This is a genomic window from Acinetobacter sp. (assembly GCF_050285345.1).
GTDB lineage: Bacteria > Pseudomonadota > Gammaproteobacteria > Pseudomonadales > Moraxellaceae > Acinetobacter.
On the sequence record NZ_JBLZXR010000020.1, the window covers coordinates 17,096 to 42,429 of the forward strand.

21 protein-coding genes are annotated in these 25,334 nt (G+C 41.0%); 10 read left to right on the forward strand and 11 right to left on the reverse strand.

The annotated features are described in order from the left end of the window. Positions 1–13: 13 nt before the first annotated feature. The 3 genes from ACN6OV_RS01275 to ACN6OV_RS01285 form a co-directional block, all read right to left on the reverse strand. Positions 14–463: a VOC family protein gene (locus tag ACN6OV_RS01275; RefSeq protein ID WP_427948965.1), complete on the reverse strand. Its 450-nt coding sequence runs from the start codon at positions 461–463 to the stop codon at positions 14–16. 181 nt (positions 464–644) lie between these two features. Further along, positions 645–1,820: a thiolase family protein gene (locus tag ACN6OV_RS01280; RefSeq protein ID WP_427948967.1), complete on the reverse strand. Its 1,176-nt coding sequence runs from the start codon at positions 1,818–1,820 to the stop codon at positions 645–647. A 116-nt stretch (positions 1,821–1,936) separates the two neighbouring features. Next, positions 1,937–2,458, reverse strand: a complete 522-nt coding sequence (locus ACN6OV_RS01285; protein ID WP_427948968.1) for a GspH/FimT family pseudopilin — start codon at positions 2,456–2,458, stop codon at positions 1,937–1,939. 379 nt (positions 2,459–2,837) lie between these two features. On the opposite strand from ACN6OV_RS01285, the gene omp38 reads away from it, so the two are divergent. Further along, entirely contained in the window at positions 2,838–3,884 is a 1,047-nt protein-coding gene (omp38, locus tag ACN6OV_RS01290) for an outer membrane protein Omp38 (protein ID WP_427948970.1), read from the forward strand. Between the two features lie 100 nt (positions 3,885–3,984). Continuing rightward, positions 3,985–4,530, forward strand: a complete 546-nt coding sequence (locus ACN6OV_RS01295; RefSeq protein ID WP_427948972.1) for a cysteine peptidase family C39 domain-containing protein — start codon at positions 3,985–3,987, stop codon at positions 4,528–4,530. Positions 4,531–4,600: 70 nt separating this feature from the next. Here ACN6OV_RS01295 and ACN6OV_RS01300 read toward each other — a convergent pair whose 3' ends face one another. The 3 genes from ACN6OV_RS01300 to ACN6OV_RS01310 form a co-directional block, all read right to left on the reverse strand. Further along, entirely contained in the window at positions 4,601–6,064 is a 1,464-nt protein-coding gene (locus ACN6OV_RS01300) for an amino acid permease (RefSeq protein WP_427949041.1), read from the reverse strand. A 2-nt stretch (positions 6,065–6,066) separates the two neighbouring features. Beyond that, positions 6,067–7,098, reverse strand: coding sequence for a methyltransferase (locus ACN6OV_RS01305; protein ID WP_427948974.1), 1,032 nt, complete (start codon positions 7,096–7,098; stop codon positions 6,067–6,069). 64 nt (positions 7,099–7,162) lie between these two features. After that, positions 7,163–8,533 carry a uracil-xanthine permease family protein gene (locus ACN6OV_RS01310; protein ID WP_427948976.1) on the reverse strand — a complete coding sequence of 457 codons (1,371 nt, stop codon included), beginning with the start codon at positions 8,531–8,533 and terminating at the stop codon, positions 7,163–7,165. A gap of 171 nt (positions 8,534–8,704) precedes the next feature. Here ACN6OV_RS01310 and typA point away from each other — a divergent pair, with 171 nt between their 5' ends. Next, positions 8,705–10,543 (forward strand): translational GTPase TypA, encoded by a 1,839-nt coding sequence (gene typA / locus ACN6OV_RS01315; protein ID WP_427948978.1) that lies wholly within the window; start codon positions 8,705–8,707, stop codon positions 10,541–10,543. A 223-nt stretch (positions 10,544–10,766) separates the two neighbouring features. Further along, entirely contained in the window at positions 10,767–11,198 is a 432-nt protein-coding gene (gene mscL / locus ACN6OV_RS01320) for a large conductance mechanosensitive channel protein MscL (protein ID WP_427948980.1), read from the forward strand. Positions 11,199–11,375: 177 nt separating this feature from the next. On the opposite strand, the gene ACN6OV_RS01325 is transcribed toward mscL, so the two are convergent. Continuing rightward, positions 11,376–11,657, reverse strand: coding sequence for a peptidylprolyl isomerase (locus ACN6OV_RS01325; protein ID WP_067764891.1), 282 nt, complete (start codon positions 11,655–11,657; stop codon positions 11,376–11,378). Beyond that, entirely contained in the window at positions 11,654–12,508 is an 855-nt protein-coding gene (mutM, locus tag ACN6OV_RS01330) for a bifunctional DNA-formamidopyrimidine glycosylase/DNA-(apurinic or apyrimidinic site) lyase (RefSeq protein ID WP_427948981.1), read from the reverse strand. The genes ACN6OV_RS01325 and mutM overlap by 4 nt, the downstream gene beginning before the upstream one ends. A 393-nt stretch (positions 12,509–12,901) precedes the next feature. Between mutM and ACN6OV_RS01335 the strand changes: the two genes are divergently transcribed. The 3 genes from ACN6OV_RS01335 to ACN6OV_RS01345 all read left to right on the forward strand — a co-directional run bounded on the left by ACN6OV_RS01335 (position 12,902) and on the right by ACN6OV_RS01345 (position 16,843). Then, positions 12,902–14,161, forward strand: a complete 1,260-nt coding sequence (locus ACN6OV_RS01335) for a carbohydrate porin (protein WP_427948982.1) — start codon at positions 12,902–12,904, stop codon at positions 14,159–14,161. Between the two features lie 549 nt (positions 14,162–14,710). After that, a complete protein-coding gene (locus ACN6OV_RS01340) occupies positions 14,711–15,826 on the forward strand; it encodes an NADH:flavin oxidoreductase/NADH oxidase (protein ID WP_427948984.1) in 1,116 nt (371 codons plus the stop codon). A gap of 90 nt (positions 15,827–15,916) precedes the next feature. Then, a complete protein-coding gene (locus ACN6OV_RS01345; protein ID WP_427948985.1) occupies positions 15,917–16,843 on the forward strand; it encodes an AEC family transporter in 927 nt (308 codons plus the stop codon). A gap of 242 nt (positions 16,844–17,085) precedes the next feature. Here ACN6OV_RS01345 and ACN6OV_RS01350 read toward each other — a convergent pair whose 3' ends face one another. Then, on the reverse strand, positions 17,086–17,895 hold the full coding sequence (locus tag ACN6OV_RS01350) for a tetratricopeptide repeat protein (protein WP_427948986.1): 810 nt from the start codon (positions 17,893–17,895) through the stop codon (positions 17,086–17,088). Between the two features lie 252 nt (positions 17,896–18,147). On the opposite strand from ACN6OV_RS01350, the gene ACN6OV_RS01355 reads away from it, so the two are divergent. Next, positions 18,148–18,393, forward strand: a complete 246-nt coding sequence (locus ACN6OV_RS01355) for a hypothetical protein (protein ID WP_427948988.1) — start codon at positions 18,148–18,150, stop codon at positions 18,391–18,393. A gap of 120 nt (positions 18,394–18,513) precedes the next feature. On the opposite strand, the gene ACN6OV_RS01360 is transcribed toward ACN6OV_RS01355, so the two are convergent. Together ACN6OV_RS01360 and ACN6OV_RS01365 are read right to left on the reverse strand one after the other, a co-directional pair. Next, positions 18,514–19,239 (reverse strand): YgfZ/GcvT domain-containing protein, encoded by a 726-nt coding sequence (locus ACN6OV_RS01360; protein WP_427948990.1) that lies wholly within the window; start codon positions 19,237–19,239, stop codon positions 18,514–18,516. A gap of 117 nt (positions 19,240–19,356) precedes the next feature. Next, positions 19,357–21,474, reverse strand: coding sequence for a multicopper oxidase family protein (locus tag ACN6OV_RS01365; protein ID WP_427948992.1), 2,118 nt, complete (start codon positions 21,472–21,474; stop codon positions 19,357–19,359). Positions 21,475–22,024: 550 nt separating this feature from the next. Here ACN6OV_RS01365 and acnD point away from each other — a divergent pair. After that, entirely contained in the window at positions 22,025–24,643 is a 2,619-nt protein-coding gene (acnD, locus tag ACN6OV_RS01370) for a Fe/S-dependent 2-methylisocitrate dehydratase AcnD (RefSeq protein WP_427948993.1), read from the forward strand. A gap of 430 nt (positions 24,644–25,073) precedes the next feature. Then, complete coding sequence (locus ACN6OV_RS01375; protein ID WP_081410307.1) at positions 25,074–25,217, forward strand: zinc ribbon-containing protein; 144 nt, start codon at positions 25,074–25,076, stop codon at positions 25,215–25,217. Positions 25,218–25,334: the final 117 nt, after the last annotated feature.

Sequence of the window (25,334 nt, forward strand, 5' to 3'; positions counted from 1 at the left end):
AAGTAGGAACATTTTATCCCTCTTCTAATTGGCAATTCACCATCCATTGAATACCAAATTGATCGGTAAATGCGCCATAAAGTGCACCCCAAAACGTTTTATCGAGAGGCATTTCAATTTTCCCATTAACTGAAAGTGCATCAAATAAGCGTTTTGCATCGGCTTGTTCATGAGCTTCCAAATTGATTGAAATATAGTGATTATTGCCTAGCGTAAATACAGTATTGGTTTGGGCACAGAATTGATCATTGGTGTCCGATGCCATGAGTACCGTTGTTGCGTTGATGGGCAGTGAAATATGCATAACTTTTTGTTGATCAGCTTCGGAAAGTGTGGAACCTTGCTCTGAAGGTATGTCGCCATAACGCATGAAAGCTGCAAACTCTCCACCAAAGACGGATTTGTAAAAATTAAAAGCGGCTTCGGCTTGACCATCAAAGTTGAGGTAGTGATTCAGTTGCATAGTGCTATCCTCGTTGTTTTTTCGTTGTTATTTTAACAAGGCACACTCACTCACCATAATATAGTCTTGTAATAAAAATCCCTCAATGCAGAGGGATTTTTATAAATGCTGTTTTTATATCAGCAAAATTTTCGATCTTTTATTGTATAAAAATATATCAATAACAGATCATGCTTGAGGATTAAAGTAATTCGAGGGCTACCGCAGTCGCTTCACCACCACCGATACATAACGCAGCAATACCTTTTTTACCGCCTGTACGTTTTAAGGCATGAATCAAGGTCAGAATAATACGCGAACCTGTTGAGCCGACAGGGTGACCGAGTGCACATGCACCACCGTTAATGTTCACTTTTGCCGGATCAAGTTTGAAATCATCCATTGGACACATGGTCACCATGGCAAAGGCTTCATTGATTTCCCAAAGGTCAACGTCTTGAGCATCCCAACCAGTTTGGTTTAAAACTTTTTGAATCGCACCGACTGGTGCAATGGTAAATTCAGACGGATGCTGCGAATTTGAAGCATACGCTACAATTTTGGCTAAAGGCGCTAAGCCTTTATTACTGGCATTCTCTGCTGAAGTTAAAACTAAAGCCGATGCACCATCTGAAATTGAACTTGCATTCGCCGCAGTGATGGTTCCATCTTTAGCAAAGGCAGGGCGGAGGCTTGGAATTTTGGCAATGTTGGCGTTGAATGGTTGCTCATCTTTATCTACAACCACATCGCCTTTACGGGTTGAAATGGTTACTGGCACGATTTCATCGGCAAAGTAACCTTCATTGACCGCTGTTTGTGCGCGTTCTAATGAACGAATTGCGAAAGCATCCATTTGTTCACGAGTATAGCCACGAGTATTGGCCATGTCTTGTGCAAAAGAACCCATCAAACGACCTGTTTCAGCATCTTCTAAACCATCTAGGAACATATGGTCTTTAACATCACCATGCCCCATACGGTAACCCGCACGTGCTTTGGTTAAAATATAAGGTGCATTGGTCATCGACTCCATGCCACCTGCCACGACGATATGGGCTGATCCTGCTTTGATCATATCCGCAGCTTGCATCACTGCTTTCATGCCAGAACCACAGAGTTTGTTAATAGTCACGGCACCTGTTGAATCAGGCAAATCTGCTTGACGCATGGCTTGACGTGCTGGGCCTTGTTTTAAACCCGCAGGTAGAACACAGCCCATAATGACTTCTTCTACATCGTTTGCTTGTAGACCAGCACGTGCAACGGCTTCTTTAATGGTGATTGCACCGAGTTCAGGTGCAGTTACAGAAGCAAGGCTCCCTTGAAATCCACCCATAGCAGTACGGGCACCATTGACGATGACAATCTCAGTCATTATGAATCTCCAATTCCATGTGCGTTAATTTTTAAAATGCTTTAGCAGTATATGTAAAACGAATCAGGAATAAAGAAAATTTAAAGCTTCCTTGTAGACTCATGGGTTTCCTGTTTTTAACAACTGGCAGGATTTTCAAAACGTATCTGTCCCATTTTACTCAGGAGTATACGTATATGTTGGACAGAAGTTTTAGAGCAATAATAAAAGCTGCCATTTGAGCCATTTGGTAAGCCGTAACCTGCTTGAAAGGTGAGACTGGGAATTCTTAGTGTGCCGCGCCAATTTAAATCTCCATATTTAAGATTGAGTTGCTCCTGATGTAATATTTTTTCATTGGCATCCACACGTCTATTTTTATTGGTGTCTATAAATAGGATGAAACCTGTATTCCAACTGTTTGCGAGGCATTGCTGCTGATCTACACTGGGGCAAATCACCACATTAGAATGATATAAAGCTGCATTATTTCGCGCCAAATGGTTCATGCTTAATAAGGTTGCCTTGACGTTTTTGGCTTCTCGCTCTGCCATTAAGTTATTGAAATGTGGTAAAGCAATGGTGGCGAATATAGCAATGATGGTAATGACGACAATAAGTTCAAATAGTGTGAACCCATTTTTTGTTGAATAAGGCATTGATTTAATCCTGATTTTAATATTATTTTTATAAATGTTGTGTTATAGGTATCATTAATCGCAATATAAATTTTGGGTATTGAATTTTATTACTCAATTTTTAATAAAGCTGTTAAAATGAAAATAGCAAGTGACAATAGGCGATTCACAGCTCAAAATTGAGTAGAAATTTACCGAATTACAACGGAAATTGTAAGTAATTTTGTCAATAATTTACTTGATTAAATTAATCAAGCACTTGGAAAAAGAATAAAGTGTTTGTATGATTCAGCGTGAATAGCTTACAAAAAAAACTGGGGTATTTAGAAAGCCTATCTCAGGATAGCCAATTTTTCGGCTTGAGCTTGAACAACAATTGTTATCTCTGGAGGATAAATCCATGAAAATGAGTCGTATTGCATTAGCAATGCTCGTAGCTGCTCCTTTAGCTGCTGCAAACGCAGGCGTAACTGTTACTCCATTAATGCTTGGTTACACTTTCCAAGATTCTGAACACAACAACAGCCGTGGCAACCTAACTGAAGGTCCTGAGCTACAAGACGACTTGTTTGTTGGTGCAGCACTTGGTGTTGAATTAACTCCATGGTTAGGTTTCGAAGCTGAATACAACCAAGTTAAAGGTGATGTTGATCCGCTTGACAGCGAATACAAACAAACTCAAATCAACGGTAACTTCTATGCTACTTCTGATTTGATCACTAAAAACTATGACAGCAAAGTTAAGCCATATGTATTGTTAGGTGCTGGTCACTACAAATACAAATTTGACGAAGCTGATGCTCGTGGTTTAGGTGCTGACCGTGGTACTACTGAAGAAGGTACTTTGGGTAATGCTGGTCTAGGTGCTTTCTGGCGCTTAAACGATGCTTTATCTCTACGTACTGAAGCTCGTGCTACTTACAACATTGACGAAGATTTCTGGAACTATACAGCTTTAGCTGGTCTTAACGTAGTTCTTGGTGGTCACCTTAAACCAGCTGCTCCTGTAGTTGAAGTTGCTCCTGTAGCTCCAGTTGCTCCAGTTGCTCCAGCTCCACAAGAGTTGACTGAAGACCTTAACATGGAACTTCGTGTGTTCTTTGATACAAACAAATCAAACATCAAAGATCAATACAAACCAGAAATCGCGAAAGTTGCTGAAAAGTTAGTTGAATACCCTAACGCTACAGCGAACATCGAAGGTCACACAGATAACACTGGTCCACGTGCGCTAAACGAACGTTTATCATTGGCTCGTGCTAACTCTGTTAAATCTTCACTTGTTAACGAATATAACGTTGATCCAGCTCGTTTATCGACTCAAGGTTTCGCTTGGGATCAACCGATCGCTGACAATAACACTAAAGAAGGCCGTGCTATGAACCGTCGTGTATTCGCGACTATCTCTGGTAGCCGTACTGTTGTAGCTGAACCAGCTGCTCAATAATTTGAGTTTACAACGGTAAAAAGAAAGCGACTCTTATGAGTCGCTTTTTTTATGCTTATTTTGGGTAGAATAATGAGCTTGAATCAACTTGAGCTGGACCATGAGTATGGAAATTCCAAAAGACTTACAAAATTTACAAGCCAATGGTGGGGTGTTTGCGATTTGGATGGTGTTTCATCACTATGGTGTGGATTTAGATATTTCTGATTTAGCTCAATTATGTAAGCATAATGATCAGGATGGAACTTTTGGTATTTCACTTGCTGCGGCACTGAAGAAACTTGGTTTGGATGTGGAGTTTTATACAGCACATGACCCAGCACCGCATTCGACTGAGGTACAAAGTTATCTTGAAGCGCAGGCCCTAAATATTTCATTACACGCCGCGTTAAGTTATGAGCAACTCCAAGAGTTTGTGGCGGCGGGACGCTTTGTCATAGTGTATTACGATACCTTGGAGGGTATAGGCAACCATTCTTTAATTTATTCTATGGATGATCAAGAAGTTTGTTTCTTTGATAGTTTTGATCCAATGTCCGCTGAAGTATTTGAGCAGCAACGCAAGAAACCAGGTATATGTCAGCAGGCTATTGTCATTGATGACCGTAATTTTGTGATGCGTGAAGATGAAGTATTAGAAGAATAAATCAAAGCCAAAAAGTTAAAATTTCAAGCATAAAAAAGCAGCTCTAAAGCTGCTTTTAAATTTCTAAACATTAATCTTGATCTGGACTCATGGGTTTTACGTCCATGTTTTGGTAAGAGACTAACTTCGTTTTGTTTTTCCATTTATAGCCTAGCCAAATCATCAAGAAGAGTGGCAGACTGATATAGGTTGATAATACCCCCATCCAATCTCCAGCAGTCACTGCTTGATAGTTTTGACCGAGAACCACAATGGTACAAAGAATAAATGCAAACCACGGTGCAAACGGGAAAAATTTTGCGCGATATGCCAAATCTTCTAGCTTGTAACCTTGTGCCAAGTAGCCTTTGCGGAAACGATAATGAGATATCGCTATACCGAGCCATACAATAAAGCCACACATACCTGACATATTTAGCAGCCAGTTAAAAACTTCTTGTTCACCTAAAAAAGTGGTTAAGAAGCAAAGCGCGGCAATTGCTGTTGTAGCATAGAGTGCATTCATTGGTACACCGCGTGGATCTAAGCGTGCGAATAGCTTCGGTGCACTGCCTTTACGCGCCATATCAAATAGCATACGTGTTGATGAATACATGCCTGAGTTACCAGCAGACAAAATTGCAGTCAAAATCACTGCATTCATCAAACTGGCTGCGAAAGCAAAACCTGCTTTTTCATATAGCAAGGTAAAGGGCGACAGCGCAATATTATCCGTTGCTGCAGCTTGCAGTAAGCGTGGATCATCGTAGGCAATCAGAGTGCCAATAATGAAAATACATACCACATAGAACAATAAAATACGCCAGAAAATTTGCTTGATTGCAACAGGAATTGTTTTCTTCGGATCTTTCGATTCACCTGCGGCAACACCAACCATCTCAGTCCCTTGGAAAGAGAATCCCGCAATCATTGCAACCCCAATCAAGGCTTGTAAGCCACCGACAAAAGGTGCTTCACCTTTGGTCCAGTTGGCAAAAGCAGACACATCAGAAGTTAGCATGATTTTCCCAATCATGAATAAACCAATAATGATAAAGGCGATAATGGCAACGACTTTGACCAAAGAGAAGAGAAATTCACTTTCACCAAAACCCTTCACAGTTAAGGCATTAATGGCAAAAATAATCGCCAAGAACAGCGCACTCCAGTAAAAACCTGGAATGTCAGGGAACCAGAATTTCATAATGAATTGAACAGCAACCAATTCAAATGCAACAGTAATGGCCCAGTTGTACCAATAGTTCCATCCTAAAGCGAAGCCGAAACCACCCTCAACATACTTGGTGCCATAGGTAAAAAAGGCACCAGAGCTCGGGTTGTGTGTAGCAAGCTCGCCTAAACTGGTCATCAAGAAGTAAATCATGATGCCAATTAAGCAGTATGCCAGTAGCGCGCCGCCTGGGCCCGCATTGGCAATCGTTGCACCAGAAGCAAGGAATAAACCTGTACCAATAGAGCCACCGATTGCAATCATATTGAGATGGCGAGCACCCAACTTACGCTGAAGTTGAGCTGGTTTTTGAGTTTCGCTCATCATTATTCCTTAAGATTTTTTTGCGTGCTCGCAAACAACACTTTAAAGCCTTGTTGGTCTGCTTTGATGGTACATTGACCGTAATGTTGCTCAATTAAGATTGGATAATTGAGGAAACGGTTAGCAACAATCCAAAGCTCCCCCCCAGACTTTAAGTGTCTGCGCGAAGTTTTGCATAGATTTTCACTGGCATTGTAGTCGGTTTGAATCCCTTGATGGAAGGGTGGGTTGCTGACAATGGCATGTAAAAATAGCGGAGCGTCTTCAATTCCTGATACTGCTTTGATCTCAAGCTGTTCAGGTTCAAGGAGATTTTTCTCAAAGGTCATTTGCGTAGAGGCCAATGCAAAGGCATCTACATCCATCGCAAAAATACGATTTTTCGGATTGAGTTTGGCTAAATAGGCACTGATGACACCTGCGCCACAACCAAAGTCAGCAATTTTGCCGGAGGTCACTTGGGATAAATAGGGTAATAAAGTCGCAGTACCGACATCCAGTCGATTTTGACTAAAGACACCAGGTAGGGCACAAATAGTAAGATCGCCATTTGGGGTTGCCACGGTATATTGCTGTACCCAATCTTTTAATGCTTTGGTGCTGACGGTTTTTTCTAATTGGGTTTGCCACATTTGGCAATGACGCGCACTGTCGAGTTTTAAAGTTTTGCCATAGGGCTGCATTTGTTTGGCAGCACGTTCAACCCCGCCTTTTTTCTCACCCACTAAGAAAATTGAAGCGCCTTGAGCAAGATGGCTTGCGACATTATGCAGTAGGTAATTGAGTAATTCTTTTGATTTGGGTACAAAAATCACAGCTTGGTCAAATTGTGCTTCTGGAAATTCGACGCCAAAATGTACATCCGACTGTTGTGATTGAAAGTACTGATAATCATTAAAATTCCAGCACCAAATGGATGGCTGGACGGATTCGTTGAATTGACTGAGTAATTCATCTGTCGGTGCGTTGACGAATAGCACACGGCCTTTCAAAAAATCGATCTGTCGAATGACGACTTCACTTGTTAGATCCATTGATCTCTCCATCATAAAAAACACTGCCTAGGAATTCCTAGGCAGTGTTTTTAGACAAATGAATTTACTTCTTCACTTCAGGAAGAACAATATTCAAAATAAGGGCAGCAATACCGCCAGTAGCAACACCTGAACTGAAAATGTTGCGGAATAATTCAGGTAGATGTTCCAAAATTTGTGGAACTTGTGCAACGCCTAGACCCAAAGCCAATGAAATTGCAATAATCAGCAGGGCACGGCGATCCAGATGAATACCTGACAAAATGTTGATCCCAGAGGCAGCAACTGCACCAAACATCACCATGACAGCACCACCAAGCACAGCTTGAGGAACTGCCTGAATCACCCCAGCAACCGCTGGAAGTAGACCTAGAATCACCAATAATGCCGCAATCCAAATACCGACATAACGGCTGGCAACACCAGTCAGTTGAATCACGCCGTTATTTTGCGCAAACACAGAACTTGGGAAAGTATTGAAAATACCTGCGAGGAATGAGTTGGCACCATTGACCAAGACACCGCCTTTAATACGCTGCATCCATTCAGGACCATCTACGGCTTGGTTAGACAGCTTGGAGGTTGCTGTGATATCACCAATCGCTTCTAAAGATGTAACGAGGTAAATGAATGCCATTGGAATAAATAAGCTCCAAGAGAAGCTTAAGCCAAAGTGCATAGGAGTTGGCAGTTGAACCAGTGGCGCATCTTTTAGACCTTCAAAGTTCAAATGTCCCATAAAGCCAGCAAGGATATAACCAATTACCAGTGCAATCAGGATCGCTGAGCTTTTGACCCACGTAATGCGTACACGGTTGAGTAAAATAATCAGAGCCAAAACGGTGCATGACATAATCAGGTTGTCGGCATTGGCAAAGGTTTTATCGCTCATGGCTTGATAACCACCGCCCATACTGATTAAACCTTCTTTAATCAGGGTTAAACCAATTAACAGCACCACAATACCTGTGACTAATGGAGTAATTAGTTTTTTCACCCATGGCAAGATGCGTGATACGCCCATTTCAATAAATGAGCCTGCAATCACGACACCAAAAATCGAAGCCATAACCGCTTCGACCGGTGTGCCTGCTGCAACCATGGCAGAACCAATACCAATGATGGGGCCGATAAAGTTAAAGCTAGTGCCTTGTACAATGAGAAGACCCGCGCCGAATGGACCGACTTTTTTACATTGTAAGAAAGTTGCAATGCCTGAAATTACTAAAGACATGGATAGAATCATGTTGGTGTCTTCTTTCGATACACCAAGGGCCAAACAAATCAACAAGCCCGGCGTCACAATCGGGACAATAATGGCGAGAAGGTGTTGAAAAGCAGCGAGGAAAGCAATGATCGGGCGAGGGCGGTCGTTTAAACCATAGACCAAATCAAGTTGATTGGATTGATGAGGAGGGAGATTTTGATCGGACATAAGTCAAAAGGTATTTGCAAGATGGCGCTATTCTAATCGCTTTACACAGCTTTACAAAACCTAAAGAACGTCCATCGTTAAAAAAATTCTCATTGTCAAGAAACTGTCACTACTAAAAGTTTAGTTTTTTCTGTATAATTTGCCCTCAAATTTAAAGCGTATCGAATTTACATGTCAGATATTAAAACTCTCCGTAATATTGCCATCATCGCGCACGTCGACCATGGTAAAACGACTCTAGTCGACAAACTTTTACAACAATCAGGTGCTTTGGGTGAACGCGCGGGTGAGATCGAGCGTGTTATGGATTCAGGCGCTATTGAAAGCGAACGTGGGATTACCATTCTTGCAAAAAACACTGCAATCAAATGGTTAGACAAACGTACTGATACTGAATACCGTATTAACATCGTGGATACCCCGGGACACGCCGACTTCGGTGGTGAAGTTGAACGCGTAATGTCAATGGTTGACTGCGTATTGCTTCTTGTCGATTCTCAAGAAGGCCCAATGCCACAAACTCGTTTTGTGACAGCAAAAGCCTTTGCGAGCGGTCTAAAGCCAATCGTGATCATTAACAAAGTCGACAAGCCAAATGCGCGTCCAGACTGGGTAATTGACCAAGTATTCGATCTTTTCGATAACCTTGGTGGTACTGACGAACAGTTAGACTTCCCAGTAGTTTATGCTTCAGGTCTTCGCGGTGTGGCTGGTCCATCTCCAGAAGAGTTGGCTGAAGACATGACACCATTGTTCCAAACAATTGTGGACATTGTTGAACCACCAGCAGTTGACGTTGATGGTCCATTCCAAATGCAAGTATCTTCACTTGATTACAACAGCTTCGTGGGTGTAATTGGTGTGGGTCGTATTCAACGTGGTTCAGTGAAGTTGAATACACCTGTAACTGTCATCGACAAAGATGGTAAAACACGTAACGGTCGTATCTTAAAAATCATGGGTTACCATGGTCTAGATCGTATTGATGTTGAATCAGCATCTGCAGGTGATATCGTTTGTGTAACGGGTATTGATGAACTTCATATCTCTGACACAATCTGTGATCCTAAAGCGGTTGAAGCTTTACCTGCACTTTCTGTAGATGAACCTACAGTATCGATGACTTTCCAAGTCAACAACTCACCGTTTGCGGGTAAAGAAGGTAAATTCGTAACTTCACGTAATATCCGTGAACGTCTTGACCGCGAATTGATTCACAACGTAGCTTTACGTGTTGAAGATACTGACAGTCCTGACCGTTTCAAAGTGTCTGGTCGTGGTGAACTTCACCTTTCAGTATTGATTGAAAACATGCGTCGTGAAGGCTTCGAGATGGGTGTATCTCGTCCGCAAGTGATCATGAAAGAAATCGACGGTGAAATGCAAGAACCGTACGAAAACGTAACGTTTGACGTTGAAGAGCAACACCAAGGTTCTGTAATGGAACAAATGGGTCACCGTAAAGGCGAAATGACCAATATGGAAGTTGACGGTAAAGGCCGTATCCGTATTGAAGCAACTGTTCCTTCACGTGGCTTGATTGGTTTCCGTTCTGAATTCATGACAATGACTTCAGGTACAGGGATCATGACATCAAGTTTCTCTCACTACGGTCCTGCAAAACAAGGTACTGTAGCGAAACGTCAAAATGGTGTGTTGATTTCTATGGTTCAAGGGACTTGCTTGGGCTATGCATTGTTCACACTTCAAGACCGTGGTCGTCTATTTGCTAAACCACAGTTGGAAGTTTATGAAGGTATGATCGTAGGGATTAACTCACGTTCAGACGACATGACTGTGAACCCAACGAAAGCTAAACAGTTAACTAACGTACGTGCTTCTGGTACAGATGATGCTTTAACCCTAGTGCCTAACATCGAATTTACACTTGAACAAGCGCTTGAATTCATTGAAGATGATGAGCTAGTTGAAGTAACACCGAAATCAATTCGTATTCGTAAGCGTTACTTGACTGAGAACGAACGTAAACGTAACCGTTCTGGTAAATAAGATTGAATAATGCTGTTGCTCCTGATGGGGCAACATCATTTAAAAATGTCATCAAGTGATTGATGACATTTTTTTTGTTTCAAATTAGCAAAGCTATGTATAAAAGCAGATGATTTCTGAGTAAATTACAAGGAATTAATGATGCTTATACATTATAATTTGTGATGTATGTCACTAAAATATTTTAATAAAGAATAGTTGTGAATATTCGCTGGAGATTTAGATGAGTATTATTCAAGAATTTAAAGAATTTGCCGTAAAAGGCAATGTGATGGACCTTGCTGTGGGTGTCATCATTGGTGGTGCATTTGGCAAGATCATTGACTCGATGGTGAAAGACATCATCATGCCTTTTATCTCATGGATTTTAGGCGGTGATGTTGATTATTCAAATTGGTTCTTGGTATTAGGTGATAATCCGAATAATGTGACGACCTTAAAAGCAGCACAAGATGCAGGTTTGAATGTATTGGCTTATGGTAGCTTCCTGACCATTTTAATTAACTTCCTGTTATTGGCATGGGTAGTATTCTTGCTGGTGAAAGTGATGAATAAAATGCGTCGTCAAACAGTGGAAGAACCAGCACCGGCTGCAACACCAGAAGATATTGAATTACTTCGCGAAATCCGTGATGAATTGAAAAAACGCCCGTAAGCGTAATTTAAATGGGTCATAAAAAAACGGCACTTAATGTGCCGTTTTTTCAGCATTTTCTTTGAAATGAGAAATGCTTGCTTTGCAAGGGATGGGGGCTTAAATTCCCTTTCCTTTGCGGCATATATTCCTTATTTGCTTTAAGGCGAGGAAGTATCCATTTAGTACTTGGTGGGTTTAATCCATCCGAAACTTAATTTCCAGTAAATGCCAACCGAATTGGCTTTTGATTGGGCCATGCAACTCACGTTCGGGCAGGGTAAAGACGGCTTTATCAATCGGACCAACCAGTTGGCCTTTTTTAATATCACCGAGTTCACCGCCTTTTTTACCAGACGGACAGGTCGAATGTTGTTTGGCGATTTTGGCAAAGTCAGCACCGCCTTTAATTTTCTTTTTCAGTTGTTCGCACAGTTCTTTATCTTTGACTAAAATATGACGGACGATGGCAGATTTCATGCTTTAGTTCCTTTTGAGACTTTTTTGGCAGTCAGTTTTACTTGCTTTAAGGGTTGGCATTCAGGGCAGAACACGCTTGCTCGTTGCCCCAATTTTAAATTTTCCAAGGTGGTTTCGCAGTTTACGCACATTTCACCTGCGCGTCCGTAGGCCAATAAGGTTTGTTGAAAATAACCATTTTCCCCCATAGCATTGCTGTAATCACGTAAGGTTGAGCCACCCAAATCAATCGCTTGTTTTAATATGCGTTTAATCTCAATGACCATCTTTTCAATTTGGTCAAAGCTCAGACTTGACGCGGGCTGTGCAGGATGAATGCCTAAATTGAATAGGCTTTCAGTCGCATAAATATTACCGACACCGACCACGACATGGTTATCCATAATTGAAACTTTAATGCCTGTTTGCTTTTTCTTAAATTTATTGAATAAATAATCTGCATTAAAAGCATCACTTAATGGCTCAGGGCCAAGTGTGTCGATCAGTTTAGTTTGTGAATTGGCATCCAACCACAGAATACAACCAAAGCGACGCGGGTCATGATAGCGTAATTGTAGGTCTTCAAACTGAATCACCAAGTGATCATGCTTGCGCAATGCTTCATGTCCATCACAAATACGGAAACTCCCTGACATACCTAAGTGCCAAAGCATCGTGTCGTGTTCAAATTCGGCCAAAATGTATTTAGAACGACGACTCAGTTTGAGCAGTTTTTGCCCGACCAGTTTTTGGATATCAGAGGGAATCGGCCAACGTAGACTGGATTGAAAAACCTCAACTTTTAGGACTTTTTCATTCAGTAAAGGCAGTAAACTGGTTTTAGTGGTTTCAACTTCTGGTAATTCAGGCATACAGGTGACAGAAAGACAGGTTAAGGATCTTGCGCATAATATTGGGTTTAGCCAAGTGGATTGCAAGCTGTTTGAAAGCAGGATCAATATGAGGGAGTGTAAAAATGAATCAAAACAGCAAGGTGAAAATAAACCAACAAGTCAAATAAAAAGTCTTTGATTTTTAATTTTAAAAATGAATTATAAAGTTATGTTTTTAAGACATTGAAAATAAATGAATTAAATTTTAATTTAATAAAAATTATTTTATAAAATTTAATATTTTATAAATAAAAGTTTAATAAGTAATAAAAAATATGCTGAGATAAAATATGAAAAATTATGTAATTTTTATAATATTAATTTTAAGCCATTCGGCTCATATCTGAACTCTCTCCAGATTTAGGTTTTCCAATGAAAAAAATCAGTCTCGCTGTTATGCCGACTTTAATAATGGCCGCAATGACTCAAGTTCACGCAGCAAATATATTTGATCCTCAAGGTCAATATATGTTGGGTGATTGGGACGGTAAACGTAGCGCCCTTGCTGACCAAGGGGTGAAATTTGAAGCCAATATTGCAGCCGATGCGGCGTATTTGGCGGATGGCGGACGAAATCCAGATCACTCCGCCACCATAGCCAGCCAGCTTTGGCTGGGTACACAATTAGATTTGGAAAAACTGGCAGGCTGGGATGGGGTGACTGTTCGTGCAGTGATGACAGCACGTCAAGGTCAAAGTACTTCTGTTCGTGATTTGCAGGATCCGTCTGCACCACAATTGGCCAATGTTCAGGCCAATTACGGCCGCGGCAATCAAAAAAGCCGTTTAAGCGAACTGTCGATCGAAAAGAATTTTAAAAATCAAGACATCAGTGTCAAAGCCGGGCGTTTAGGCTTAGGCATGGACTTTAACGTGATGGCCTGTGATTTTGAAAGCACTGCATTTTGTGCAGCACAAATGGGCAAATGGCAAGGCACGATGTGGATGAACACGCCAGTATCGCAATGGGGCGGACGTGTGAAGTATCAGGTGAATCCAGAATTGTTTACCCAAGTAGGGGTATATGAATACAACCCTGAAAATGCATTGGAACGTCACGGTTGGAATCTTGATACTGACAAAGCCGATGGGGTTACGATTCCTGTAGAATTGGTATGGACACCAAAATCATCAGTAAATGGTTTACCGGGCAGTTACCGCGTCGGGGCGATGTATAACAGTGCAGATGAAGTACAAAATCAAAAAGATATTGCCCATCCTGCAGATGCGAAAAATCGTACCTTTGGTGGTTGGGTTGCAGTTGAACAACAATTAACTTCAAGTGGCGAAGGTCGCCGTGGCTTACACAGTTTCGCGAACTTTACTTGGCATGATCGCATCACCACAAAAGTAGATAACTCACAACAATTGGGGCTGAAATATATTGGTCTTGTCGACCGTTTACCAAATGACATGATTGGTTTAGGCGTGAACCGTGTGCATGTGAATAATCGACTTTCCTCAACACAGTTTGATGCTAGCGCAGAATATAACGTTGAATTAAATTATAGCCATCATGCAACTCCATGGTTAATGCTTCGTCCAAGTTTGCAGTATGTGGTGAACCCGGGTTCAACCAATCGAGTGGATGATGCTTTCGTCATGGGCTTTAGCTCTAAGTTAGTATTCTAAGGCGCTGATCGGTTCATCCATGTAACGTAAATCGAATGTTAAAACATGACTGACGTATTTACTTTAGTTCATGCTGTGTATTCGCCAGCAACTTGATACAGAAGCAGGTTCTACGGAACCTGTTTAATTTTTTGGAGATTATGATTTTCTAAGGCTTTAGTTTCCAAGATCAAGGTTTTTCCTCTCTAGAGGATTTAGTGAAAACCTCAACCCACAACTCAATACTGAACTAGATTTAATCTAATTATTTGAAGTTTATAGCTATTTATAAAAACAACAGATTCAAGAAAATACTGGAAGAAAATGTCTTGGCGTGATTTAACACTACAAGTCAGTAATGACCTAGTTTTGGTTAATGCAGGCGATGTATGACAATAATAAGAAAATGAGCACGTTAAAAGAGATGTTCATGCTGACAATGTATTGGATGAAAAGTATATTGTTCTATGATTGTGAAGGATCGTCATGGCTGCTTCTTTGAACCTGCAGATAGGGGGAATGGGAGTATTGGCCAAAGTGTGACTCAAGCCATTTAATAAGGAGATTCTCGTGGCATTGCTATTTCAACCCATTCAATTTGGATCATTGGCGCTTAGTAATCGCATTGTGATCGCCCCGATGTGTCAATATTCTGCCAATGAACACGGTGAGCTGAGTTATTGGCATGAACAACAATGGGCAAATTATGCTTTGTCTGGCGCAGGTTTATGTATTATTGAAGCGACCGCTGTGCAAGCGGAAGGGCGTATTAGTTATGCAGACTTAGGTTTATGGAATGACTTGCAGCGTGCTCAGATCAAAGCTTTATTGGCAAAAGTCAAGTCGATTTCACCTATGCCTTTTGGTATACAACTTGCACATGCAGGCCGTAAAGCCTCAACGGATAAACCATGGGATGGGCGAGGTCAATTTGCACCGGAACATGTCAATGGCTGGCAAACGGTTTCTGCAAGTGAACTGCCTTTTAATGTAGATGATCATGTCCCTCATGCTTTAAGCAAAGCAGAAATCCAGAAGATCATTGATGACTTTGCTGAATCAGCAAAACGTGCTGTGGATGCTGGCTTTGATTTGATTGAAGTCCATGCTGCGCATGGTTATTTATTACATCAATTTATGTCTCCATTATCAAATCAGCGCACAGATGAATACGGCGGTAGTTTTGAAAATCGTATTCGTTTAACTCTTGAAGTTTTTCAAGCCATGAAAAATGCGGTACCTGAGGATTATCCAATTGGAGTCCGTATTTCAGCCACGGACTGGATGGAATCTACAGGTGAAATGAGTTGGGATATTGACTCTACTGTGGGCTTATCCAAAGCACTTGAACAATTGGGTGCAGCGTATATTCATGTGTCGAGTGGTGGTTTATATGCGGCACAAAAAATTGAATTACAGGCCAATTATCAAGTGCCATTTGCAGAAGCCGTAAAAAAGGCAGTTACCATCCCTGTGATTGCTGTGGGGTTAATTACTGAAGCGATGCAAGCCGAAGGTATCTTACAATATGGAATGGCGGATGCCATCGGTCTTGCACGTGCAATGTTATACGACCCACGTTGGCCATGGCATGCTGCAGCAGAGTTGGGTGAAAATATTCAAATTGCACCGCAATATCTTCGCTGCCAACCGCATGCACAGCGCAGCCAATTTTCAGCGTTCTAACTAGCTTGTTCAGCAATGATGATTACATTCAAGTCATCTTAAATCGATGGCTTTGAATGGTATTGTTGTTTTTACAAAGGATATTTCAATATGGTTTTTGAGGTCATCGGACCGATCTTTTTGCTATTGGCATTGGGATATCTTTCAGTCAGATTAAATTTACTCAACAAAGAACAGGTCGGCACGATTGGCGGCTTTGTGATTAAAATTGCTTTACCCGCATTATTTTTCCAATCTCTTTCCTCTAAAGACTTACATCAAATTTGGTATCCCGGATATTTCTTTGTTTATACCAGCGTGACTTTTTTGTTATTTGGGATCGCGTATTGGTTGATGAGCACGCATTTTAAAAACACGATGTCACAGTCTGCTGTTTTGTCCCTTGGGGCTGGGATGTCTAATACGGGGCTAATTGGAACGGCGGTGCTGAGCTTATTGATCGGTCAAAAAGCCATGACCTATACCTCGTTGGTGGTGATCATTGAAAGTGTTTTGCTGATTCCGACGGTTTTGATCCTTGTGCAATTGGGTATGCAGCAAAAGGCCAATGTTGCTGAAATTGTTAAAAAAACGGCATTCACGCTCTTCAAAAATCCTTTATTTGCAGGGGTAATGTTAGGGATTATTTTTGCTATTTTCCAAATTCGCTTGCCCCACCAAATTAGCCATGTCCTGTTGATGTTAGGTCAAACTGCTTCACCGCTGGCGTTGTTTGCAATTGGTGGTGGCATCGTGGGAATGAGTTTGAAATATGTCAATGCACAGAGTTTTTATCTGGTATTTTCTAGCAATCTTGTGATGCCGCTTCTGGTGTATTTGGGGCTGCGTTATTTCACCGATGTTAGCCAAGAAATGTTGCATGCAGGGACAATTATTGCATCACTTCCGATGCCAACCATTTTTGCCATACTAGGCCAAGCCTACGGCTTAAATGAAAAAACTCTGACACCTTTATTGATGAGTACCATTCTCGGCTTTATTGTTTCGGGTACTTTAATCAGTATTTGGTGGGCTTAAGTTTATAAAAATCGGCAACAATCTTTTATTGTTCATAATTTGGTTGTTCACAGCAAATAAAACGCCCTGCAATCACAGTAATGTCAGTCAGTTAAGGATTTAAAAGTTAAAAATAAGGCCAATAAGACGTAAATTTAGCTTAATTTAAATCCAAATATAAGGACGGTTAGGTTAAGAAATAACCTGAATTTCCTTAACTGATCAGCATTATCGCAAGAGCAGGGCTTTTTATCATTTTAGGGTTAACTTTTTTTCGCACTTGCTGCTTTCGGTGCCTTGGCTTGTTCAGCAATCAGTTTGTCCACCGTAGCTAAAGATTCTTTGGCTTGCGGTACGTTTTCCTGTGCCAATGCTGAGAAGATTTTTTTCGCTTCAGTTAAGTTTTGCGGAATGATATTGCCGTTCGCAAACATATTGCCGACGGCCATTAATGCAGGAATATAGCCTTTTTTCGCGAGGTCTTGAATACTGTTCAAACCCTGTTGAATCGGCTTTTCATTTTTGGCTTTAAAACCTGTACTAATGTCATATAAGGCTTTGGCATGAATGGCAGGGTAGTTGCTTTTTTTAATCAGTGGATCCAGTTTGCTGAGCGCCAGTTTGTCTGAGGCTGGTTTATTTTCAGAAAATAATAGCACGGCATAATCAATGGTCGCGTCATCAAAACCCGAAGATGATGCGCGCTCTAAATGTTGTTTGGCTTTGGCAATATCTTGTTTTAACCCTAAAGTCCCTGTAACGTAATTTTTGCCTAAAACATAATTGGCAACAGGATAGCCTTTTGCAGCTGCTTGCTCATAGAGCTGAATGGCTTTTTTCTCGTCTTTGGCTGCGCCTTGTCCGGTTTGGGTTAAGTAACCAAGATTATAGATAGCTTGAGCATTGCCTGTAGCAGCAAGTGTATTGAGCGCTTGATAAGCACCTTTCATATCTTTGGCTTTGACCATGGCTTCAATTTTGGCAAATTCGGGATCAATCGTCGCAGGTTTAGTTTCAGCGGCAGCAAATTGAGCGGTCATGGCTAAAAGGCTTGCAAGGAGGATTTTTTTCATTTTAAAAACCTTTGTAAATCATTCACATAATTCCATTTATGTGCTTTAGTGGATTATTTTTCTGTTTTAACATCATAGGTCGATTTATGGAAATGTAAAGTGCGGATTTGTGATTTTAACGGCGAAATTTAAAAAATATTTGTTTGGATATTTGAGATGATGGCTTAAATTTCAAAATAGATGCGTTTTGACTTTGCAAAATATCTGGACTCTGTTCTAATCGCGCTTTGTTTATTGGTCAGGAGCTACGCGATGTTTATTAAGGGCATTAAACGTAACTACGATAAAATTAATGCAGATGAGTCGATTGCGGATGAAGATAAAATTGATGCGCTGTTGATGAAACTTGGTGCAGAATTTTTAGTCAGTCAGGAAGACCGTGTTTACCTGTTTAAAAAAGGTGATCTGGAAGCAAAATTTGATGCGAAACATGCGCGTGCATATCATTTTAAAGACTATGTATGTAAAGACATGAACAAATTGTTTCATGGCTTCTAATCAAAAAACCTCCGCTTTTGAACTGAACCCTATAAGTTGGACACAACTTATAGGGTTCAGTTCACTTTCGGAGGTTTTTTATGAAGTTATATTTGTAGTTTTACTGAATAATCTCAGTTGTTACTGCGGACGCGCCACATCACCATTTAATGCTTCAGGCAAATCCAAAACTTGTACATCGAGTTCAGCCAGTGCTTCTGGACGTGCCACGACCAAGGCCACATAGCCATTTTCAACCGCGGCACTATTCACCACTTGTACGCCTTTATTTAATTGCTCCGCTTGAGCAGGCGCAGCACCAGTACCTGAAATTGCATGTAACCATGCTTTCGGTTTGGCTTTAAACCAGAGACGTGCAATCACTTCCTGACCCAAGTAACAGCCTTTGTCGTAGTGAACGCCGCCGCGTTGATGCAAACGTAATTCTTGCGGTTGGAATACATGCTCAATCGCTTGGTTAATATAGGCTTGACCGGCTAGAATCGCTTGAACTTCCCAAGCGGAAACATCGGTTGTTTCTGTAGCAAAAGTAGTTTGGTCGCCAGCTAGTGTTGGATAAACTTGAGCAGCGTCTTCAAGTTTCATTTTTGAAAAAGCACCAAATTTTTTAATATGTTTGGCCAACTCTACAGCTTGATCTTGTGTGGTAACAATCACAAAGTTTTCAGAGCTTAGTTTAGTGAGCCATAAACCAAACTGAATACGACCTTTTAAGTCGCAAATTGCTGTATATTGCGTTGTATTTTCAGCCAAAGCTTCAACGTTGACAGTCACTTGCCCTTGAAGAAATTTTTGTGCATCGACACCATTTAAAGTGAAAGATGTAAATGCCATAGACGTTGTCATGATAAGCCTCAGTTTCAATACCACAAATCAATCCTGCTATTGTGCAGCAAGCGCCAAACAGAGGCAAATAAAAAAGCCAACAAGATCAATTGTTGGCTTTTGTAGCGTTAAGACAAATTAATGGTGAGACGAGCCCGGTAATGGAGAATCACAAGGGAATTTATCACCACAGATCCGTACTGTTTCCATCATGCCCTGATCTTCATGATCTAGAATATGGCAGTGCTGAACAAAATCACCTTCAAATTTTTTGTAGTGACTTCTCAAGATCACGCGATAGTCCTGTTTGACAAAAATCGTGTCTTTGAAGACGCCTTTCAAACCGCGATATTGGGCATCAACTACACCACCATCTTCATCTTTGACACTGTTGTCGGCCACACTGACATCGATACCATTAGGATCTAAAATTTTGACAATTTGAAATGGGTTAACGTGGATATGGAATGGATGTCCACCGAGTGTACTGGTGAGTTCCCACTCATCTGTTTTACCAATTTTAAGCTGACGAACATATTGACCATCGATAGCCTCAGGACCTTCAAACAGATCTCCAAAACTAATGGGTGTGCGCGGGTTCTTGATATCATGACTGAAGCCAAATTTAAGACCCTTGCTAAAATCAATAATAAATGAATTAAATTGAAGTGGTCTTTCTGCAACTTCTTTATCTACTTTGGGAGTCATTAGAGATTCATGATCCGTAAAGGCTAAAAGATTCAGTTGAGAGAGCTGAGTTTGAATTTCTTTGCTTAGTCCAATTTTTTTCGCTTGGGTTTGCAAGAACTGAGCTGCTGTTTGTACAGGTTGCTTAGTGGCTTTAACATTGACCCATCCAATCAATTGGGCATTCAAAGGATTACTTGGTGCGATTCTTGGCTGATTAGGCAAGGGCGCATTAATTTGATCATCCACATTTAACGTGGTGTCATAAATACAGTATTTATTGGTTGTCGGGAAGGCCAGCATAGCATCTTGACGATAACCCGGATGAAAGACCGAAAGTGTTCGGGTTTGTACATGATTCATGGTTAAACCATCTTGCGCAATAGTGTGAACCTGTAAACTTTTCAGCCGATCAAAGGCTTCTTTTTGGTTTTTTTCTTGATAAGACGAACAGGCTTGAATCGTTTGTGCAGCGGTATAGTTTTTAGATTCTGGCAGTTCTTTAATCATTAAACCAACAGTATCGCGTACACCACCATGAATCATACGCCAACGATTAAATTCATTTTGCCCGACTTTCATCTCGCCCAAAACTTTGCCATTGATCGATGTGTAATACTTGTTTGTTCCCCAAGAGATTGGAGAGTTCAGGCCAGAATTAACATAATCCTCCAGAACTCCGACACAATTTTTAGGGTCGGTATTGTTGTTGTCTGGATTTTTACATTTATATTGGATTTGTTGGAACAACAGGATTTTTTCATTTGAATCACTGTTTTTGCTTTTATCTTTCCACAGAATGTCCATATCTCCAGTTTCGGTGATTTTTCCTTGTTTGTATTTAGGTACTCGAGAACCTTCGATAATCAGCGGGCCAGCCATACCACTGGAGACTTGAATAGCCGTTGAGCCATGTACATGTGCATGGTACCAAAAGGTGCCTGCCGGATGATTTTTCTCAATTTTGTATTGATAATCAAATTTTTCTTTTGGTGCAATTCTTAAGAAAACATTATCACTGTTGCCTTGAGGGGAGACCCAAAAGCCATGCGTGTGAATATTGGTGGTATTAAAACAATGGGGATCGTTCATGTTTTCAATATGATGTGGACAGGTTTCCTTTGATTCGTCTGGCAGCTGGTTATTGACGTGCAAATTCAGTGTTTCACCTTGTTTAATGCGAATTTGTGGGCCGACCAACACATCCTTGACGTAATCACCAGCTTGTTTTTTATGAAATAAACGGGGTTGGGTTAAATAACCGCGTAATAAGACGTGATCCCAAGTTTGAGTGTTGGGGTTGTAGAGTTTGTTGAGCTTATAGGCAATGATCAGTTCATGTCGCCCCTTGTTATTTTTATACAACATCGGTGGATTGCTAATTACTGTGTCCGAATCTATCGGGGTTGGATGTAAAGGATGATTGGGGTTAGATGGATAAGCGGGATGTGAGGGATGATTAGGATTGGCTGGATGAGAGGTATGTGATGGATTTTCACGTTCATTCCCGCCCTGCACCCATAGCACTAAAATTGCTGCGATGATTCCAATAATGGCAAGTTGTATCATGATATTTCACCTTTATTAGTTTTGTGCAATGAATCTTTTTTTGTGAAGCGGTTCTGGTGGACTTAAATTTTATTAAATTAAAAAACAAAGAGATATCCCTCAAAATAAGGATAGATTGATCATAAGTGGTGCTTGAGAGCAGGAATAATTAAGTGAAATAAGTATGAAAATTATTTCTTAATGTTTTGATTAGTTAAAATAAATGTTAAGAATAATTAAAAAATGTAAAGAAATAAAAGTAATAAAAAGAGATTATAGACATCAAGATAAATTAAACACTTCTAGGCTGTTTTTTGTTCTGCTATGTGCATCTACTACTAAAGAATTAGGGTGGTTCCGCATTGTTTTCTGAAAAAAAGAGCAATTAGAGCAAATATTTTAAAAATAATGTAACTAAGTGTTTCAAAAACCCCTGTTTTCATATCTAACTATATGAAATATAAGTGATTTGGGAAATGGCTTTTCGACAGTGTAGTATGCCTACCAGATAAAGATGAATTGTCTCGCAAAGACAATGAAGAAAAAACGAAAGACCGAGGGCAGGAACGCTATGAACAACAATTACCGTAAACCACTGCAAGGCACCCAGCTAGAATTTTTTGATGTGCGAGAAGCCGTTGAAAGCATTCAGCCAGGCGCGTATGCCAAACTTCCATATACATCTAAAGTCCTTGCAGAACAGTTGGTACGTAAATGTGACCCTGCAATCTTAGAGCAATCTTTAAAGGAATTAATTTTCCGTAAACAAGACCACGATTTTCCTTGGTATCCTGCGCGCGTAGTGTGCCATGACATCTTGGGTCAAACAGCATTGGTTGACCTTGCAGGCCTGCGTGATGCGATTGCAGATCAAGGTGGTGATCCATCTAAAGTCAACCCTGTCGTGCCAACACAATTGATTGTCGATCACTCTTTGGCTGTTGAATATGGTGGTTTTGACCCAGATGCGTTTGAGAAAAACCGTGCGATTGAAGACCGTCGTAACGAAGACCGTTTCCATTTCATCGAATGGACCAAGACTGCGTTTGAAAATGTCGATGTGATTCCTGCGGGTAACGGCATCATGCACCAAATTAACTTGGAGAAAATGTCTCCAGTGGTGCAAAACCGTGAAGGCGTGGCATTCCCAGATACTTGCGTGGGTACAGACTCACATACACCACATACCGACGCGCTTGGCGTGATTTCGATTGGTGTAGGTGGTTTAGAAGCTGAAAACGTGATGTTGGGTCGTGCATCTTGGATGCGTCTTCCAGACATCATTGGTGTTGAGTTTGTCGGTCAGCGTAAACCGGGTATTACCGCAACCGATATCGTATTGGCATTAACTGAATTCTTGCGTAAAGAACGTGTTGTTGGTGCGTATTTAGAATTCTTCGGTGAAGGTGCAGACAGCATGTCTGTGGGCGACCGCGCGACCATTTCAAACATGACGCCTGAATATGGCGCAACTGCGGCAATGTTCTATATCGATCAAAACACCATTGATTATCTAACTTTAACGGGCCGTGAAGCTGAGCAAGTGAAATTGGTTGAAACCTATGCCAAAGAAATTGGGCTTTGGGCATCGGAAATGAAACAAGCAGAATACCCACGTGTATTACGCTTCGATCTTTCAACAGTGACACGTAACATCGCAGGTCCATCAAATCCGCATGCACGCGTTTCAACGGCTGATTTAAAAGAAAAAGGTATTGCAGGTAATTTAGAAGCAGCTCGTGCGCAAGAAGCTGAAGGCTTAATGCCAGATGGTGCGGTGATCATTGCAGCAATTACGTCATGTACCAATACCTCAAACCCACGTAATACCGTTGCAGCAGGTTTGTTGGCACGTAAAGCCAATGAACTGGGCTTAGTGCGTAAACCTTGGGTGAAATCATCATTTGCACCGGGTTCTAAAGCAGCAGCGCTATACCTTGAAGAAGCAGGCGTATTGGGCGATTTAGAAAAACTTGGTTTTGGTATTGTCGCGTATGCATGTACCACCTGTAACGGTATGTCGGGTGCGTTAGATCCAAAAATTCAGCAAGAAATTATTGACCGTGATTTGTATGCGACTGCGGTACTTTCAGGTAACCGTAACTTCGATGGTCGTATCCATCCTTATGCAAAACAAGCGTTCTTGGCTTCTCCGCCTTTAGTTGTGGCGTATGCGATTGCCGGTACGATTCGTTTTGACATCGAAAAAGATGCATTGGGCACAGACAAAGACGGTAATCCAATTTACCTCAAAGACATTTGGCCATCAGATGAAGAAATTGATGCACTGGTAAAAGTTGCGGTTAAACCTGAGCAATTTAAGAAAGTTTATATTCCAATGTTTGATTTGGGCGAACGCGAAAAAGCAGCAAGCCCGTTATACGACTGGCGTCCACAAAGTACTTATATCCGTCGTCCACCGTATTGGGAAGGCGCTTTGGCTGCACCGCGTACTTTGTCAAATATGCGTCCGCTTGCGATTCTTCCTGACAATATCACGACAGACCATTTATCGCCTTCAAATGCAATCATGATGGATTCGGCTGCGGGTGAATATCTGCATAAAATGGGCGTACCTGAGGAGGACTTCAACTCATATGCAACGCACCGCGGTGACCATTTGACGGCACAGCGTGCAACATTTGCCAACCCGAAACTGTTCAATGAAATGGTGGTGCGTTCTGACGGCACGATCAAGCAAGGTTCGAAAGCGCGTGTTGAACCAGAAGGTGAAGTGATGCGTATGTGGGAAGCGATTGAAACTTACATGAACCGTAAGCAACCGCTGATCATCATTGCGGGTAAAGACTATGGTCAAGGTTCAAGCCGTGACTGGGCTGCTAAAGGTGTGCGCCTTGCAGGTGTAGAAGTAATTGTCGCAGAAGGTTTTGAGCGTATTCATCGTACTAACCTTGTGGGTATGGGCGTGTTACCGCTTGAGTTTAAAGCAGGTACTGACCGTAAAACCTTGAAGCTAGATGGTACAGAGCTGTATAGCGTGATTGGCAATATTGCACCGCGTTCTGACTTAACTTTGGTGATTGAGCGTTCGACTGAGAATGGTCAAAATGAAATCATTAAAGTGCCAGTAACTTGCCGTTTAGATACGGAAGAAGAAGTCTCTGTATATGAAGCGGGTGGTGTATTGCAACGCTTTGCACAGGACTTTTTAGAAGCGAGTGCGGCTTAAAGAGTTTAAGTCGATATAATTTATTTTGTTGTAAAAAGGCCCTATCGTTGTGATGGGGTTTTTTATAAGTAAATACGCGAATCTTAACTTTCTAAACTCTTGAAATAAAAAGTTGAGATTGGCATATACAATACATAAATATTTGTGAAGTGAGAGGTTATATTTGACGATTAAAGCATGCTAAAAGACATCAAAAATAAATTGAAACAAATGCCATAAATAGGAAATTCGAATTATTTTGAAAATTTTGAGAGAATAAAACGTATAAAAATGTAAATTGTATCACGAAATCATAATCTATCTGATAGAAAAATTAGTTTTATTATTTATTGCAATTATGCCCATATCATTTGTCGAAATGACCAATAGACAATCATCATGAGAGGTGTATACTCAGTTTTACCATTTCTAAAACACATGGAGAACAAAAATGGTTACTGCTGGTCAAAAACCCGGAACAGGCTTCTATTTTTGTGTCAAATGCGGACACCGCACCTACTTAGAAATTGGTACTGATCGTTTACCACCGTGTACCAAATGCCAAGGCAATCAATTTAACAATAAGAATGCCTAAGCTGCAAAACACTAACAGTTACCCGCTGTTTAGAAAGAAAAGCCCTATCACTCGATAGGGCTTTTTGTTAACGTATCATTAAATTCGACATAACAATAAAAGATCAAATCAGCCCAC

Coding starts and splice junctions, on each gene's coding strand:
- ACN6OV_RS01275 (WP_427948965.1), bottom strand. CDS start 463: ATGCAACTGAATCACTACCTCAACTTTGATGGTCAAGCCGAAGCCGCT.
- ACN6OV_RS01280 (WP_427948967.1), bottom strand. CDS start 1,820: ATGACTGAGATTGTCATCGTCAATGGTGCCCGTACTGCTATGGGTGGA.
- ACN6OV_RS01285 (WP_427948968.1), bottom strand. CDS start 2,458: ATGCCTTATTCAACAAAAAATGGGTTCACACTATTTGAACTTATTGTC.
- omp38 (WP_427948970.1), top strand. CDS start 2,838: ATGAAAATGAGTCGTATTGCATTAGCAATGCTCGTAGCTGCTCCTTTA.
- ACN6OV_RS01295 (WP_427948972.1), top strand. CDS start 3,985: ATGAGTATGGAAATTCCAAAAGACTTACAAAATTTACAAGCCAATGGT.
- ACN6OV_RS01300 (WP_427949041.1), bottom strand. CDS start 6,064: ATGAGCGAAACTCAAAAACCAGCTCAACTTCAGCGTAAGTTGGGTGCT.
- ACN6OV_RS01305 (WP_427948974.1), bottom strand. CDS start 7,098: ATGGATCTAACAAGTGAAGTCGTCATTCGACAGATCGATTTTTTGAAA.
- ACN6OV_RS01310 (WP_427948976.1), bottom strand. CDS start 8,533: ATGTCCGATCAAAATCTCCCTCCTCATCAATCCAATCAACTTGATTTG.
- typA (WP_427948978.1), top strand. CDS start 8,705: ATGTCAGATATTAAAACTCTCCGTAATATTGCCATCATCGCGCACGTC.
- mscL (WP_427948980.1), top strand. CDS start 10,767: ATGAGTATTATTCAAGAATTTAAAGAATTTGCCGTAAAAGGCAATGTG.
- ACN6OV_RS01325 (WP_067764891.1), bottom strand. CDS start 11,657: ATGAAATCTGCCATCGTCCGTCATATTTTAGTCAAAGATAAAGAACTG.
- mutM (WP_427948981.1), bottom strand. CDS start 12,508: ATGCCTGAATTACCAGAAGTTGAAACCACTAAAACCAGTTTACTGCCT.
- ACN6OV_RS01335 (WP_427948982.1), top strand. CDS start 12,902: ATGAAAAAAATCAGTCTCGCTGTTATGCCGACTTTAATAATGGCCGCA.
- ACN6OV_RS01345 (WP_427948985.1), top strand. CDS start 15,917: ATGGTTTTTGAGGTCATCGGACCGATCTTTTTGCTATTGGCATTGGGA.
- ACN6OV_RS01350 (WP_427948986.1), bottom strand. CDS start 17,895: ATGAAAAAAATCCTCCTTGCAAGCCTTTTAGCCATGACCGCTCAATTT.
- ACN6OV_RS01355 (WP_427948988.1), top strand. CDS start 18,148: ATGTTTATTAAGGGCATTAAACGTAACTACGATAAAATTAATGCAGAT.
- ACN6OV_RS01360 (WP_427948990.1), bottom strand. CDS start 19,239: ATGACAACGTCTATGGCATTTACATCTTTCACTTTAAATGGTGTCGAT.
- ACN6OV_RS01365 (WP_427948992.1), bottom strand. CDS start 21,474: ATGATACAACTTGCCATTATTGGAATCATCGCAGCAATTTTAGTGCTA.
- acnD (WP_427948993.1), top strand. CDS start 22,025: ATGAACAACAATTACCGTAAACCACTGCAAGGCACCCAGCTAGAATTT.
- ACN6OV_RS01375 (WP_081410307.1), top strand. CDS start 25,074: ATGGTTACTGCTGGTCAAAAACCCGGAACAGGCTTCTATTTTTGTGTC.